Raw genomic sequence first — 14,531 nt, 5'->3', positions numbered from 1 at the left:
TATTCTTTGGTTATATAGTGTAATTGAGAATTATTTTCGTTTTCATTTTCATAATATTGCTTTCATGGAAATATTGAGAATATTATTTGTTTCAATTATAATGTTTAATGGAAAATAAATAAAAATTTTCCATAATTATCGAAGGAGGCGTGCAACACATGAAGAAAATAATGATGTTGGTCATGCTAGTTAGTATGGTTATTTTTAATTTAGCGTTACCACATGCATCTGCTCAAATGGCTGATGGCACATATTCTGTAAAATATCAGGTCAATAAACCGGATAGCAGCTCTGCGTCTATTGCGAATGATTATTTCGTAAAGCCAGCTAAGGTGACAGTAAAAGATGGTACAGCTACTGTGCAAATTACATTAAAGAATAGTGCTTGGATTACTAAATTCCAACCGCCAGGGGGAGCAGCAGTTGTTAGCGAAGATAAAGCAGCTGATACACGTGTTGTACAATTCACTGTAAAAGACTTATCAAAACCAGTTGTAACATCTATGAAAATTGATATCGATGATATTAATTATCACCATGAATATAGCGTTTCACTAGTATTTGATGCAGCGGTATCAGGAAGTTCAGCAGCAACAACAACAACAGCAACAAATAATACGAAAACGTCAACAGCATCTGAAAGTCAAGTGTCTAATCCACAAACAAGCGATGCGATGCCTTATTTGTTATTAGTTGCATTTGCAGGATCAGCATTTTTACTTTATAGAACTAAATACAAAACAAAAATGGAGGGTCAATAATGACTAAAAAACGTCAATCTCGCGCAACAAAAATCGTACTCGCTTCATTATTAGCAGCATCACTTTCAGTTCCAACATTTGCATCAGCAAAGGTGGCTGATACAACAACGACAACTATATCTACAGACGTAAAAGTGGAAGCTACAGCTGAAACAAAAGAAGGGACAGTTGTAAAGTTCCAAACGTTTAAACCTGGTACAGAACAAGCAGGATACATGGATAAATATTTTGCTGGAACAGGCTTACTTGTTGAAAAAGATGGTACATACACAGTGAAACTAACGATCCCAGCTCAATTCGCTGCAATGATTCCTGGTTTCCAAGTAAAACAAGGCGATAAATATGTTGATGCGACAATTGAAAAGCAACAAGATGGTTCAAGCATCGTGTCATTCCCAGTAGATCCAAAGGTGAAAACAGCAGCAAAAGTACATGTAGTTGTTTCACAAGCTAACATGGATACATGGTATGACTTTGATTTCCAACCAGTTGCTACAGATGAAGTAGCAGAACCGACTGAGGAAGTAAAAGAAGAGCAACCTGAAAAAGAGGAAACAGTTGTTACTGATGAAGCTGTATATGAAGGTACTGTAACAGTTTATAAAGATGGTACTAAAGAAGAATCAATGATGAAAAATTATATTAGTCCTGCTATAGCTGTTAGTGAAGTAGATGGCGGTTACGTTGTAGGTATGGTATTCCCTAAAGGTCAATATGTTCAATCATTTAAAGTAGACGGTAAAGACGCTGTATTAGAAGAAGAAGATAAAGAAACAAATGAACGTATTTATACTTTTGAAGTGAAAGATTTAAAAGCACTAACAAATGCACAGATTCATATTATCGTAGATGAGCCTGCAGCAGGAGTTAAATATGATTCAGTTCATACTGTTCAATTTAGCTTTAATGTAGACTTAGACAAACCAGTAACAGATACTGAAGAAACACCAATTGTTAACCCGTTTAAAGATATTGATAACAACGAAAATAAAGAAGCAATCTTAAATTTACTTGCTTATGATATTATTGTTGCGCAAGATAAATTCAATCCAAATAACAATTTAACACGTGCTCAATTTGCATTAATGATTGCACGTACTTTAGAGTTAGAACCTACTGAAGTTGCTGGTTTCCAAGATATTAAAGGCATCGAAGCAGAAAAAGCAATTAACGCTCTTGCTGAATATGGTATCGTAGAATCACGTGAAAAATTCAATCCAAATGGCATTTTAACACGTCAACAAGGTGCATTAATGATTTACCGTGCAATCCAAGCTGTCACTGAAGGCGACTTAAATGTTGAAATTTCATTACCTTATGCTGATGTAGCGACAATTGCGAATGATGAAGCGAAAGAAGCATTCTCATTACTTAACAAAGAAGGCATTATGACAGGTTCTGTTGCTAAAGATGGTAAAACATACATCAATGCAAACAAACCATTAACACGTGGTCAAATGGCAAAAATTTTAAATAACTCTTTACAGTTTTTCTATGAATTTGAAGAATAAGAATAATTAGTAAACGGCAACTTCCTTTCTCACTTTGATGAGGAAGGAAGTTACTGTTGCTTATATAGAAATTGGGGGTATTTGATGAAAACATACAATAGAAAAGGAGTCTTTTTATTAGCTCTTATTAGCGCTATTATCTTGGTGTTTATCCCTCAATTGCCGTTACATGCACAAGCTGAAGTAGATAGGTCATTAGGAAATGGGAGCTATCAAGTTGAACTAAGTTTTTCATCCCTTGATGGAATAGAACAAAACAGATTTTTCAATGAAGAAGCAACACTCAACGTAAAGAATGGCAAATATACATTGTCTATGACAATTAATCATCCATATATTTTACAAGAGGTACATATTGAACAGACGGAAAAAACGTTTTCATCTATTTTGAAGTGGACTGAAAATTTAGTTCAGTTTGATGTAAAAGATTTAAAAGAGCCTATTATGATAAAAGGTCTTTTGGCTTCTGAGTCAGAAGAGGATAGTTTTCAATTTGCACAGGAACTTCGCATCATATTAAAAGCACCCATCGAAGAAAATGAACAAGGTACTATAATAGAAGAAACTACACCTGAAAAAGAATGGTCGATTGATTACATATTGTACGTTGATGGAAAAAAAGAGCAATCAATTATGAATACATATGTCAATCCAGTGGCCAAGATGATAAAAAAAGACGGCAAATACTATGCTCAGATGACCATTTTAAAATCTGCTTGGGTAACGGGGTTAACAGTAGATCAACGAGGGCAACAGGCAGAACCAACGCTTGTATTCGATGTGGAAAATGAGAGAATTGTCGAATTTGAAGTAGTTGATTTAGAAAAACCACTGCGCATGTGGGTACAGGTAGATATACCGGAGATTGCTTATCATCATCAATATTTTGTTGATTTACAATTTGATGAACAACAAGTGGCGAATATTTTAGAAAAGCCTATAGAAACGGAGCCTCCTAAGCAAGACATAAACGTGAAGCCTCCTGTCGTCAATAGTGACAAAATAGAGAAGCCATTAGAGAAAAAAACAGAGGAACCTATAACAAAATCCAACAGCATTTCATTGCCAAAAGTTCAACCTCCTTTCACAGCATTAGTGGAAGAACAGTTAGCTTTTGACCGTACACTTGATGCAAATACTGAAGAAGTAGTAGAAGAAGAACCTACTGTAACTGAAGAAGAAAAGCAACCAAACATTGAGCAGGCTGAAAACAAAACGAATATAGATCAGCAACTTGCCCAGTTAGATAAAGTGAAAATTGTATTGTTAGTGTTGATTTGTATTTTATCGGGCTGGTTACTCGTTCGTCGCTTTAAAAATTCTAAAAATAACTAGGAGGTGACTATATGTGCAAAAAACAAAATAACTGGTTGGCATTGATAGCGCTTATGACCGTATTTTTAATTGCTGGTTGTAGCGGTGGGAGCGATCAAGCAAAGAATGAAGCATCTACTAACAAAGAGGAAGTTACAATAACAGCAAATACACCAAGTGAAAATCGGATTATTGCAGGTACAGTTGTTATAGCTGATATTTTAGATAAGCTAGAGCTTGATGCTATCGCAGTACCGGAAACTGAAAAAGAGTTAGCGAAACGCTTTGAAGGTTTACCTACAATAGGGAATGCTATGGAGCCTGATATGGAAATTGTTAAATCATTAACTCCTACGGATGTATTATCAGTGTCAACATTACAATACGATTTAGAAGATAAATTCGAACAATTAAAAATACCTGTGAATTTTTTAAATTTCCAAAGTGTTGATGCGATGTTAGCTGAAATTAAAACGTTAGGTGAGCGTTATGATCGTAAGGCTCAAGCCGAAGAATTATTAACAGGGCTACAGAAAAACATTGATGCCATACAAACTGTTGCTGCTAATAAAGAAGGACCTCGTGTTTTAATTTTACTTGGTATTCCAGGCAGTTACTTAGTAGCAACTGAAAACTCTTACGCTGGGGATCTTGTCAAACGTGCTGGAGGAATTAATGTGATGGAGGGGCAAGAAGCAGAGTACTTATCATCAAATACGGAGTACTTGCATAATAGCAATCCTGATATTATTTTACGTCTATCACACGGCATGCCCGACGAGGTTGTCAAAATGTTTGATGAAGAATTTAAAACAAATGATATTTGGAAGCACTTTGACGCAGTGAACAATGGTAAAGTGTATGATTTGGAAGAAGAATTATTTGGTACTACAGCTTCTTTACAAGCGCCACAGGCTTTAGGACAGTTGATGGAAATTTTTTATCGCTAATAAGTAAGTTGAAATTGTCGCTCGTATTGCAGGATAAACCTTGCCATAGAGCGCTTTTCTTATATTTCTTGTAGCACAAAGGATATTACATATTACTTTTCGTTCCAAAGCAACCGTAGTGAGCGAATCTTTAAATGAAGTAAAGTCGAAGCAATCGCAACAATGGATGCGCACACTCTGTGCAAAAATATTGTGCGGAATTTGATGAGAAAAAGGAATCCGATATGACTAAAAAAATAATAAGTTTTGCAATGGTAATATTGTTGTTGCTTGTTTCGATGGTTTACTCAGCAACGACAGGTAGTATTAAAATGGGCTTTTTTGAATTTATAGGGGCGTTGTTTGAAGAAGGGAATAGCCAGATGGAGGCAATACGTGATTTGCGATTTCCTCGTATTCTAGTCGCATTATTTGCTGGGGCTGCGCTTTCTGTTTCAGGCGTATTATTGCAATCAGTAATGCGTAATCCGCTAGCAGACGCGGGTGTGATTGGTATTTCATCAGGTGCAGCATTTGTACAATTATTTATTATTTCATTTTTTCCAGCATTATTTTTCATGACGCCGATATTGGCCTTTATAGGTGGGGCATTTGCTTGTGCGCTAGTGTTTGCCTTGTCATGGAAATCGGGATTGAGTCCACTAAAATTAATTTTAGTAGGGATTGCGATTAATGCGATGTTTACTGGTCTAACGGAAGCATTTTTAAGTTTGGGTGGCTCATTAAATACAGCTGCTTCTAGTGTCGTCGGATCAAATTTAACGATGCGTACATGGAAAGATGTTTCGACCATTGCAACGTATGGAACGATAGGCTTAGTTGCAGCATTTGCGTTATATAGCTGGTGTAATCTTCTCGTTCTACAAGATAAAACGGCAAAGAGTCTCGGTTTTAACGTAGCACGTGCTCGTTTAATTATTGCAGCTGTAGCTGTATTATTATCAGCCGTGTCAGTTGTTGTAGCTGGCGTTATTTCATTTGTCGGCTTATTAGTCCCACATATTGCCCGACGTTTAGTTGGACACGATCATCGAGTACTAATACCGTTTACGGCATTAGCAGGAGCCTTATTAATTTTAGTGGCAGATACAATTGGTCGGACGGTCGTTGCACCAATTGAAATCCCTGCTTCAACTATTATGGCAATCATCGGTGGTCCGTTCTTAATATTCCTTTTACGAAAAGAGTGAAGAAAATGGAAATGCACGACATTATCGTCTCTCATGATAATACACGTAATCATTTAGATGGTGTCTCAACGAGAATACGAAAGGGCAAAATCACAACGATAATTGGTCCGAATGGCTGTGGAAAATCGACATTACTAAGTGTGATGTCTCGAAATAATATGCCGAAATCCGGTAATGTTTCTTTGGAAAACAAAGACTTAGTTCATTATAAGCAAAAAGAGTTTGCTAAAAAGCTAGCAATTGTTTATCAACAAAATGAAGTGCCAAAAGATTTAACGATTGAAAAGTTAGTAAGTTTTGGGCGACTTCCGCATAATACAATGTTAAAACGTAATCATGAGGAAGATGAAAAAGCGATTGATTGGGCATTAGCATGTACAAACTTATTAGAAAAGCGAAAAAATGATTTAGAAGCGCTATCAGGCGGTGAACGACAACGAGTATGGATAGCGATGGCATTAGCACAGCAATCTGAAATTTTATGCTTAGATGAGCCGACTACGTACTTAGATATTTATTATCAAATGGAGTTATTGGAACTTGTAAAATCTTTGAATGAAGAACATGGCTTAACAATTGTTATGGTACTCCATGATATTAACCAAGCCATTCGTTACAGTGATCATATTATTTTGATGAAAGAAGGACAAATAATAGCTGAGGGCGCGCCACGTGACGTCATCACAAAGGAAGTTATTAAAGAAGTATATGGTGTTGAAGCAATCTTCAATGAAGATGAACAGCTCGGTCTTTATATGGTGCCTCTTGGTATTTAAGTTGGTGAAACGATGAAAAAATGGAAAACTAATCTATTGACAGTTTTATATTTGGCTATATTTTTATATGCTGGCTTTGCACTTGTAAAGTACGTCTACACGTACTATGAGTCATCAAAATCATTAAAAGAAGTACAAACGATTTATGCTGAAACATTGGCAACGATTCAAAAAGAAGTAGTTGATGAAGAAATATCGGATGCTGAGATAAAATCAAAATATACGATAAGACCTCAATTTCATGATTTACTAGCTGTTAATGATCGCATTGTTGGTTGGATTTCTGTAGATAATACAAAGCTCAACAATCCAATTTTACATGCGGATAATAATGAATTTTATTTGAATCATAATTATAAAGATCGGGAAAGTCGTGCAGGCAGTGTTTTTATGGATTATCGTAATGACACGCTCGATATAAGTCGGAATACCATTTTGTACGGTCATGCCATGAAAGATGGGACGATGTTTGGTAGTTTGAAAAATTACTTGAATCAGGATTATGCCAATGCACATCGTACAATTTATTTGGATACATTATATGAAGGTTATGATGTTGAAGTATTTGCAGCTTATGAAACAACTATTGATTTTTATTATATTGAAACAGAATTTAAAACGGATGAGGAATTTATTCAGTTTATTGGAGAAGTTCAAAAGCGTTCTACAATTGATATGAATGTAGATGTCGGACCAGATGATAAAATCATTACACTTTCTACGTGCAAAGATTCCGTAATAAGTGATGACCATCGATTTGTTGTTCAAGGGAAATTAGTAAAGCGATAACAGATAGAAGCTCGTGAATCGCCGATAAGAGTCCGCCTATCGCCGGTAAGACATGAGAAATCGCCGATAAGAGTCGATATATCGCCGGAAAACCTTTGGAAAACGTCCGCTGTAGCCTTGTCCATGGTGATAAATATTCATAGAAATTAGTAGGAGTTACGTCGATAAATAATTTCAAATAAATTACTTGACGTAAATTAATTATTAATATATAGTAAGTTACATAAAGTAATTGATTACTTTTAGTAACGGAAAATTAAAAAAGAAGCTCTCGAAGTAACTACATATGTTTAGTCCATTTATTTTTGGGTAACATAATTAGTGTAGTTACTTCATATTTTAACATATATCTCGAATTCGAGATATAAAACAATTCAAATTGGAGGAATTTAAAATGGCAAAATGGAATATCGATTTAGGACACTCAGCAATTAACTTTCAAGTAAAACACATGATGGTATCAAAAGTAAAAGGTGTGTTTGATTCTTATTCAGCTGATATTGAAGCAGCAGATCTTGCAGATTTAACTACAGCAAACATTAGCATTACAATCGATGCAGCAAGCATTAACACACGTAGCGAAGATCGCGATAATCACTTAAAAGCAGGTGATTTCTTTGATACAGAAAATTACCCAAATATTACTTTTAAATCAACTAGCATTACAAAAAAATCAGGCGATGAATATGCATTAACTGGTGATTTAACAATTAAAGATGTTACGAAATCAGTTACATTTAATACTGAATTTAACGGTAAAGGTACTAACCCATGGGGTCAGGAAGTATATGGCTTCGAGGCAGAAACGACAATTAACCGTGAAGACTTCGGTTTAACTTGGAATGCAGCTTTAGAAACTGGTGGAGTACTTGTAGGTAAAGATATTAAAATTTCAGTTGAACTAGAAGTAAACCCTGCTTAATATTGCTATCCAGTGTTGTAAAAAAATAAATAATATATTTGTTAAAATCCGCTCGTCTTTCGTGGCAACGTCTGAGTTGGGTCGCTAGTTACCGCTTGCGATTCACTCGTCCGCTTGCTTGAAAGTTTGAGTGGATTTTTATTATTATTTAATTAAAAATAGAATGTTTACTTCGATTTTACCTTTCGTTGATAGTCTGTTAAAATAATCCAATAATAAGTTCCTTGCATATTTTTAGCAATTAATGCATATAAAACATCATATTGTTTTTGGGGGCGATGGGATGAATGTATTAGTGACAGGTGGCTATGGGTTTATTGGCAGTGCAGTGGCGAGGCGATTTTTCGAGGAAGGCGCCAATATTTATATAATTGATAATTTAAGTACAGGACATCTCCGAAATATTGATTTTGAGCATAAATCTTACTTATTAAATGTTGAAGATGAGGTTTGTGAGCATTTCTTTAAAGAAGTGGCTTTTGATGTAGTAATTCATTGTGCAGCGCAAACGAGTGTTCAACTTTCGATACAGGAGCCAATGAAGGATATATTGACAAATATTGTAGGGCTAAGCCAAATGCTCTTTTATTCATCAAAATACAAGGTGAAACATTTTGTTTTTGCCTCTTCTGCTGCGGTGTATGGTAATAGCCACTATCCACCGCTTGAGGAAACAGATGTTAGTGAGCCTGTTTCGATGTATGGACTAAATAAAAGCATTGGTGAAACATATTGTGAAAAGTGGCAACGTGATTATCATTTGCCGACGCTAATTTACCGTTTTGCGAATGTTTTCGGTCCGAGACAGCGTATGCAAGGGGAGGCAGCTGTCATCCCTAGTATGTTGAAAAGTAGTCTTGAAGGTAGACCTTTTACTATTTATGGCGACGGTGAACAGACGCGTGATTTCATCTACGTAGATGATATTGCAGATGCCATTTATGCTGGAGTAGAAGCTAGACTTCAAGGTATATACAATGTTTCAACAAATGAAGCATGGTCACTGCACCAAGTTATATTATTATTACAACATTTAAATCATCCACTAGAGATTCAATATGCCCCTGCAAGAGAAGGGGATATTGAGCATTCATTTTTAAATAATGAAAAGCTTGCCAATGCGATTGGATGGAAGCCGAAGAATTCTTTTGCAGAGGGCATCGAGCGAACTATTCAAGCGCTACAGAAAGAGAAGATTGTAGAAATTTAATAATGGTAAATACAGAAGAGCTGTTCTGAAAATGAAGTCTACTAATCGGTTTATTCGGTCTGCGTTCGATTTTTTCGAGCACAGACCTTTTTGATTCCTGATTTAGGTAAGTTGTCATTTGTTGCTGGATCGATAATTTTGTATTATATTAATTGACGGGTCAATGATTGAGCACTCAATGATTAGTTGACACTTCTATAAAGTTGACCACACAAATTATTAGGAGGGTTATTGATGCAATGTTCACTTTCAAATCATGAACAAATTTTACAGCTTCTTAAAGGGCTTAATAATCAAATTAGCCCTAAATTTGAACGATGTACAGGCATTAGCGCATCACGCTATGAATTGCTACACCAGCTTTATAAAACAGAAGAAATTAATCAATCTACCCTCCAAAAAGCAGTTAATATAGACAGTGGTGCCATTACTCGTCATTTAAAACAACTTGAGGCAAGCGGTATGGTGACAAGACGACGAAACCCCACCGATAATCGTGTAATATTTGTTCGACTGACTGATGAAGGTCGTAAACAAATTGTCGGTTACAAAAAAGAAAAGGTTCGTTTCGTTAACCAAATACTTCATGGTTTTAATCAAGAAGAATTAGAATCCTTATCTGTCATGCTAAATCGCATGCAAAACAACATTATCGATTATTGAATTTTTGACCAATATACTGATTTGAAAATGAAGCATTTAGTTCAATAAATGAATTTAATTAAAAGGATGGGTAACTATGATTATTATTCACGCACACTTACAAGTAAAACCGGAGCAAGAGCAAGCATTCTTGGAAGAAGCAAAGATCCTTCTTTCAGCAACAAGAGCTGAAGAGGGTAACATTAGCTACGATTTGATGAAGTCTACTGAACACGATTGCCATTATACAATGGTTGAAATTTGGAAAGACGTAGAAGCTACTGCAATCCATAATACGAGTGAGCATTTTACTGCTTTTACTCAAAAAGCACTAACTTTTATGGCTGCACCAATGGAACTTAAAGTATTTAGTGGAGAACCTTTAAAAGCATAATTTGTAAAAAAAGCAAACACCTCAAGGAGTTATTCTTGGGGTGTTTGTTTATGTTCATTTTCATCAAATGGATTTTATAGGCACGTACAAATGTTGTATTTAGCATGAGTCATAGTAGCTGCATACAATAAAAGAAAGGCGATTTTTTCTAGTGTACTCATTGCAATACCAGTTATAAATGAATACTTATCCAATCAATATTTACGTGGAGTGGAGGTATTTGACCAGTGAGCGTACATCAACATGGTAATCGGACAATACGTAAAACAATATTAATTTATTGTGAGGGAGAAACGGAGCGCATTTACTTTGAGCAATTGCGTATTTTAAAGCGCTCGAAAACAGTGAGCGTGAAAATAAAAAACGTTAAGCGCTCTGCGATCAAGCTAGCACAACACGCCTTCCGTGATTCCAGCTACCAATATTTTGATGAAGTATGGATTGTTTTTGATAAGGATGATTTAACAGATAAACAGCTAGACGAAGTAAATATGTTCTGTGAGGAAAAAAATATTCATATCGCTTATTCAAATGAGGCATTTGAATTGTGGCTATTACTACATTTTGAAGAAGTAGATGTATCTGAAAAATATCCACGTGCTGTTTTAAACAACAAGATGGAGGAGCATTTAGGGGTAACACGCTATTTTCGTCATAAGGCAGACGAGTCTATTATTGCTCCGATTGCACTACTACATGAGGTAGCCATTAAAAATTGCGCGGAAATGATGTCCCTACGAACGACAGAAAATCGTGATAATCCTTATTGCAATATACATGACATGATTCAATACATATTCTAAATCTGGTGGATGTCTTGTTCAGCTAACGTAATGAGAAAGGTGAAGCATTATTTAAGTACAGGCGATGAATAGTTTGCAGGTTTTTTATTTAAAAATAGAAAACCTGTTTTTTTATGCGAATTGTCGGAATACAAATAAATTTCTTAAAATTAGGTTGAAATTTTAAACTGAGTATAATAAAATAACTTAAAACATATTAAACCTAGTAAAATTATAAGATTAAAGTGTGAGGTGACAATTGCATGATGACAGCACCGTTAATTTCTATACAACAAGTTAGTAAAACATTTGCTGAGCAGACAGTACTTCATGAAATTTCATTGGATATTCAAAAGGGAGAGATTATTGCCATATTAGGAAAGAGTGGTTGTGGCAAAAGTACATTGTTAAATTTAGTTGGGGGTTTTGAGCAGCCATCTAGTGGACAAGTATTGTTAGAAAACCAAGTTGTTACTAGAGCAAGTAAACGTTGTATTATGCTCATGCAAAATTATGGATTATTTCCTTGGCGTTCTGTGCAAAAAAATGTAGAGCTCGCATTAGAGGGAGAGACTTTAACGAAGAGTGAACGACAGCAACGTGCGCATTATTATTTGAAGCTTGTTGGCTTAGAAAATCGATTAAGCGCATTACCTAGTGAATTATCGGGCGGTATGCAACAGCGTGTTGCCATTGCACGCGCATTAGCGATTCGTCCAGAGGTAATTTTAATGGACGAACCATTTGCAGCACTTGATACCTTTACACGTTATTACTTACAGGACGAGCTACTTGCTATTCAAAAAAAGGAGCAAACAACTATTTTATTGGTGACCCATGATATAGACGAGGCTATTTATTTAGCTGACCGCATTTTTATTATGAGTCCAAATCCCGGACGCGTCCATCGTGAATTACATATTCGTAGTACGAAACCACGCGATCGTTCAGATTCGGAATTCCAGCATTTTCGTGAGATTATTTTCAATGAATTTCAGTTTACGCATCCGCAAGATACGATTGAATACAACATTTAAAATGGGGGGAAAACGATGAACAAGAAGGTAGGCATATTTTTACTAGCGTTGATACTATTGCTGACACTTGCGGCATGTGGAACGGATGAAAAAGAGGCAGTATCCCAAACAGAAGGCAATAAAAAGGTAGTGAAAATTGGGTATTTACCAATTACGCATGCTGCACCACTTTACATGCAAACAGATAGAGAATACGAAGGTTATGCCATTGAGCTTGTGAAATTTGGTTCATGGCCCGAACTAATGGATGCTTTAAATACAGGAAAAATTGATGGTGCATCAGTGCTTATTCAATTAGCGATGAAGGCAAAAGAACAAGGAATTGACTTAAAGGCAGTAGCTTTAGGACATCGAGATGGCAATGTTTTAGTGGCAGCCCCTACGATAGAAAATGTGGAGGATTTGAAAGGGCAAAGCTTTGCGATTCCAAATAAATATTCTACACACAATATTTTGTTATATCGGATGTTACAAAATGCGGGCTTAAATTATGAAGACGTAAATGTTGTAGAGCTACCACCAGCAGAAATGCCAGCTGCCCTTGCAGAAGGTCGCATTGCAGGATATGTAGTAGCAGAACCATTTGGTGCTATTTCTGTAGCACTTGAAAAGGGTAAAGTGTTATTCCAATCAGAGGAAATTTGGCCGGATTCAATTGACTGTGGACTAGTCCTTCGTCATGATTTTATCGAAAAAAATAAAAATATTGCAAAACAATTCGTCAAAGATTATGCGGCTGCTGGTGAGCTCATGAATGCAGAGGGAGACCGTGCACATGATGTTGTTGCTAAATATATTAAAGTTGATAAGGATGTTTTAGATTTATCGTTAAATTGGATTTCGTATCATAACTTGAAAATTGAAGCGGATGCGTATGCCATTTTAAGAGATTCATTAATAGAGATGGGCTTGTCAGAGAACCCACCATCATATGAGGAATTTGTTGATACGACATTATTGGAAGAATAGTAGGGTGCATATGTATGAAAAAAATAGGACCAATTTTACTTGGATTTGTGTTATTAATAAGCGTTTGGCAAGTAGTAACGATTATTGGTGATCATGACGTAGCATTATTTCCTCCACCATTAGCTGTTTTTACGGCATTACTGGATATCATCAAAGATGGCTCCATATTCGAGCATATACAAATTAGTTTATTTCGCTTTTTTAGCGGTTATTTATTAGCAGTTGTTGTCGCTGTAATTGTCGGATTAGTTGTCGGGAGATTGGTGAAAGTTTGGGCTGTGCTAGATCCGATTGTACAAATTTTACGTCCTGTATCACCGATTGCCTGGTCACCTTTTATCGTACTATGGTTTGGCATTGGCAATATGCCAGCCATTGTCATAATATTTATTGCAGCCTTTTTCCCCGTGTTATTATCCACAGTGACTGCAGTGAAAAAAGTTGATGCTACTTATTTACGAATCGCGGCCAATTTTGAAATGTCGCAGTTTAACCTATTGCGTAAAATTGTTTTTCCAGCTGCTTTTCCTATGATTGCAAACGGGTTGCATATGGCATTAGGAAGTGCCTGGATATTCTTAGTTGCTGGAGAAATGGTGGGGGCGCAATCAGGATTAGGCTTTTTAATAGTCGATGCTAGAAATTCACTTAGTTTAGATTTAGTTATGGCGGCCATTATTGTTATTGGCGTACTCGGTTTGTTGCTCGACAAGGTCATTCGCTATTTTGAAGGCTGGGTTGCGAAAATTTGGGGCGGACAAGGAGCTTAGAGCGGGCAAAAAAGAGCTAGCCCAATAAATTATTGGTTAGCTCCGTTTTGAATGGCACGTATTTGAATCGTATTGCTACGCTCACCGGTGTTTTTTGAATAGTAACCAATTTCTACTCGGTCACCTGAATGCGCATCAACAATTTCTTTATAGCAAGGGTCCAAATATTCGCTGCCCCATAAAATCATTGCATTAAATACAGATTCTAATGCCTTTCCTGATTCAGTTAATGAATAGGCATAACGCGGTGGATGTGCAGAGTAAAGAGTGGAAGCAACTAAACCTGCTTCTTCTAAAGATTTTAAACGTGCAGACAATAAATTTGCTGAAAGACCTGGCAAATTTAATTTAATGTCATTAAAGTTCGATTGACCGATTAATAGTTCATGTAAGATGAGCAATGTCCAACGATCACCGATAATGTTCAATGTTTGTGCAATATTGCATGGTAAGTCATATCGTGTTTTCATAGTGTTCCCTCCATGCAGTAGTGTAGCACAAATCATAATTTTTA

16 protein-coding genes are annotated in these 14,531 nt (G+C 36.1%); 15 read left to right on the top strand and 1 reads right to left on the bottom strand.

The features are described from left to right. Positions 1-158: 158 nt before the first annotated feature. The 15 genes from isdC (at position 159) to ACIQXW_RS18805 (ending at position 14,017) form a co-directional block, all read left to right on the top strand. A complete protein-coding gene (gene isdC / locus ACIQXW_RS18875; RefSeq protein WP_401021269.1) occupies positions 159-761 on the top strand; it encodes a heme uptake protein IsdC in 603 nt (200 codons plus the stop codon). Next, the gene (locus ACIQXW_RS18870; protein WP_401021271.1) at positions 761-2,272 is read left to right on the top strand and encodes an NEAT domain-containing protein; all 1,512 of its coding nucleotides are present in this window, start codon (positions 761-763) and stop codon (positions 2,270-2,272) included. Before isdC ends, ACIQXW_RS18870 begins: the two co-directional genes overlap by 1 nt. An 84-nt stretch (positions 2,273-2,356) precedes the next feature. Next, positions 2,357-3,607 carry an NEAT domain-containing protein gene (locus ACIQXW_RS18865; protein WP_402764676.1) on the top strand — a complete coding sequence of 417 codons (1,251 nt, stop codon included), beginning with the start codon at positions 2,357-2,359 and terminating at the stop codon, positions 3,605-3,607. An 11-nt stretch (positions 3,608-3,618) separates the two neighbouring features. After that, positions 3,619-4,536 carry a heme ABC transporter substrate-binding protein IsdE gene (isdE, locus tag ACIQXW_RS18860; protein ID WP_402764673.1) on the top strand — a complete coding sequence of 306 codons (918 nt, stop codon included), beginning with the start codon at positions 3,619-3,621 and terminating at the stop codon, positions 4,534-4,536. Between the two features lie 224 nt (positions 4,537-4,760). Next, positions 4,761-5,726 carry a FecCD family ABC transporter permease gene (locus ACIQXW_RS18855; protein ID WP_402764670.1) on the top strand — a complete coding sequence of 322 codons (966 nt, stop codon included), beginning with the start codon at positions 4,761-4,763 and terminating at the stop codon, positions 5,724-5,726. Between the two features lie 5 nt (positions 5,727-5,731). Then, on the top strand, positions 5,732-6,502 hold the full coding sequence (locus ACIQXW_RS18850; RefSeq protein ID WP_340826215.1) for an ABC transporter ATP-binding protein: 771 nt from the start codon (positions 5,732-5,734) through the stop codon (positions 6,500-6,502). Positions 6,503-6,514: 12 nt separating this feature from the next. Then, a complete protein-coding gene (srtB, locus tag ACIQXW_RS18845; protein ID WP_402764667.1) occupies positions 6,515-7,291 on the top strand; it encodes a class B sortase in 777 nt (258 codons plus the stop codon). Positions 7,292-7,685: 394 nt separating this feature from the next. Then, positions 7,686-8,213: a YceI family protein gene (locus ACIQXW_RS18840; protein ID WP_402764664.1), complete on the top strand. Its 528-nt coding sequence runs from the start codon at positions 7,686-7,688 to the stop codon at positions 8,211-8,213. Positions 8,214-8,496: 283 nt separating this feature from the next. Then, on the top strand, positions 8,497-9,423 hold the full coding sequence (locus ACIQXW_RS18835; RefSeq protein WP_340826210.1) for an NAD-dependent epimerase/dehydratase family protein: 927 nt from the start codon (positions 8,497-8,499) through the stop codon (positions 9,421-9,423). Positions 9,424-9,657: 234 nt separating this feature from the next. Beyond that, positions 9,658-10,086 carry a MarR family winged helix-turn-helix transcriptional regulator gene (locus tag ACIQXW_RS18830; protein ID WP_402764660.1) on the top strand — a complete coding sequence of 143 codons (429 nt, stop codon included), beginning with the start codon at positions 9,658-9,660 and terminating at the stop codon, positions 10,084-10,086. A 76-nt stretch (positions 10,087-10,162) separates the two neighbouring features. Further along, complete coding sequence (locus tag ACIQXW_RS18825; protein ID WP_402764657.1) at positions 10,163-10,459, top strand: putative quinol monooxygenase; 297 nt, start codon at positions 10,163-10,165, stop codon at positions 10,457-10,459. 227 nt (positions 10,460-10,686) lie between these two features. Beyond that, positions 10,687-11,262, top strand: a complete 576-nt coding sequence (locus ACIQXW_RS18820) for an RloB family protein (RefSeq protein ID WP_173478046.1) — start codon at positions 10,687-10,689, stop codon at positions 11,260-11,262. 245 nt (positions 11,263-11,507) lie between these two features. Continuing rightward, a complete protein-coding gene (locus ACIQXW_RS18815; protein ID WP_402764817.1) occupies positions 11,508-12,278 on the top strand; it encodes an ABC transporter ATP-binding protein in 771 nt (256 codons plus the stop codon). A 15-nt stretch (positions 12,279-12,293) separates the two neighbouring features. After that, positions 12,294-13,247 carry an ABC transporter substrate-binding protein gene (locus tag ACIQXW_RS18810; RefSeq protein WP_402764654.1) on the top strand — a complete coding sequence of 318 codons (954 nt, stop codon included), beginning with the start codon at positions 12,294-12,296 and terminating at the stop codon, positions 13,245-13,247. A 14-nt stretch (positions 13,248-13,261) separates the two neighbouring features. Then, a complete protein-coding gene (locus tag ACIQXW_RS18805; RefSeq protein WP_402764651.1) occupies positions 13,262-14,017 on the top strand; it encodes an ABC transporter permease in 756 nt (251 codons plus the stop codon). Positions 14,018-14,046: 29 nt separating this feature from the next. On the opposite strand, the gene ACIQXW_RS18800 is transcribed toward ACIQXW_RS18805, so the two are convergent. Continuing rightward, entirely contained in the window at positions 14,047-14,487 is a 441-nt protein-coding gene (locus ACIQXW_RS18800) for a winged helix-turn-helix transcriptional regulator (RefSeq protein ID WP_401021296.1), read from the bottom strand. Positions 14,488-14,531 lie beyond the last annotated feature (44 nt).

Origin of the sequence: Lysinibacillus sp. NPDC097162 (assembly GCF_044762185.1) — a bacterium.
GTDB lineage: Bacteria > Bacillota > Bacilli > Bacillales_A > Planococcaceae > Lysinibacillus.
Note: the sequence above shows the minus strand (reverse complement) of the source record. Positions and strands in the feature narration are given on the sequence as shown.

Bases quoted from the DNA above. Each gene is read 5' to 3' on its own strand.
- isdC (WP_401021269.1), top strand. From the start codon at position 159: ATGAAGAAAATAATGATGTTGGTCATGCTAGTTAGTATGGTTATTTTT.
- ACIQXW_RS18870 (WP_401021271.1), top strand. From the start codon at position 761: ATGACTAAAAAACGTCAATCTCGCGCAACAAAAATCGTACTCGCTTCA.
- ACIQXW_RS18865 (WP_402764676.1), top strand. From the start codon at position 2,357: ATGAAAACATACAATAGAAAAGGAGTCTTTTTATTAGCTCTTATTAGC.
- isdE (WP_402764673.1), top strand. From the start codon at position 3,619: ATGTGCAAAAAACAAAATAACTGGTTGGCATTGATAGCGCTTATGACC.
- ACIQXW_RS18855 (WP_402764670.1), top strand. From the start codon at position 4,761: ATGACTAAAAAAATAATAAGTTTTGCAATGGTAATATTGTTGTTGCTT.
- ACIQXW_RS18850 (WP_340826215.1), top strand. From the start codon at position 5,732: ATGGAAATGCACGACATTATCGTCTCTCATGATAATACACGTAATCAT.
- srtB (WP_402764667.1), top strand. From the start codon at position 6,515: ATGAAAAAATGGAAAACTAATCTATTGACAGTTTTATATTTGGCTATA.
- ACIQXW_RS18840 (WP_402764664.1), top strand. From the start codon at position 7,686: ATGGCAAAATGGAATATCGATTTAGGACACTCAGCAATTAACTTTCAA.
- ACIQXW_RS18835 (WP_340826210.1), top strand. From the start codon at position 8,497: ATGAATGTATTAGTGACAGGTGGCTATGGGTTTATTGGCAGTGCAGTG.
- ACIQXW_RS18830 (WP_402764660.1), top strand. From the start codon at position 9,658: ATGCAATGTTCACTTTCAAATCATGAACAAATTTTACAGCTTCTTAAA.
- ACIQXW_RS18825 (WP_402764657.1), top strand. From the start codon at position 10,163: ATGATTATTATTCACGCACACTTACAAGTAAAACCGGAGCAAGAGCAA.
- ACIQXW_RS18815 (WP_402764817.1), top strand. From the start codon at position 11,508: ATGACAGCACCGTTAATTTCTATACAACAAGTTAGTAAAACATTTGCT.
- ACIQXW_RS18810 (WP_402764654.1), top strand. From the start codon at position 12,294: ATGAACAAGAAGGTAGGCATATTTTTACTAGCGTTGATACTATTGCTG.
- ACIQXW_RS18805 (WP_402764651.1), top strand. From the start codon at position 13,262: ATGAAAAAAATAGGACCAATTTTACTTGGATTTGTGTTATTAATAAGC.
- ACIQXW_RS18800 (WP_401021296.1), bottom strand. From the start codon at position 14,487: ATGAAAACACGATATGACTTACCATGCAATATTGCACAAACATTGAAC.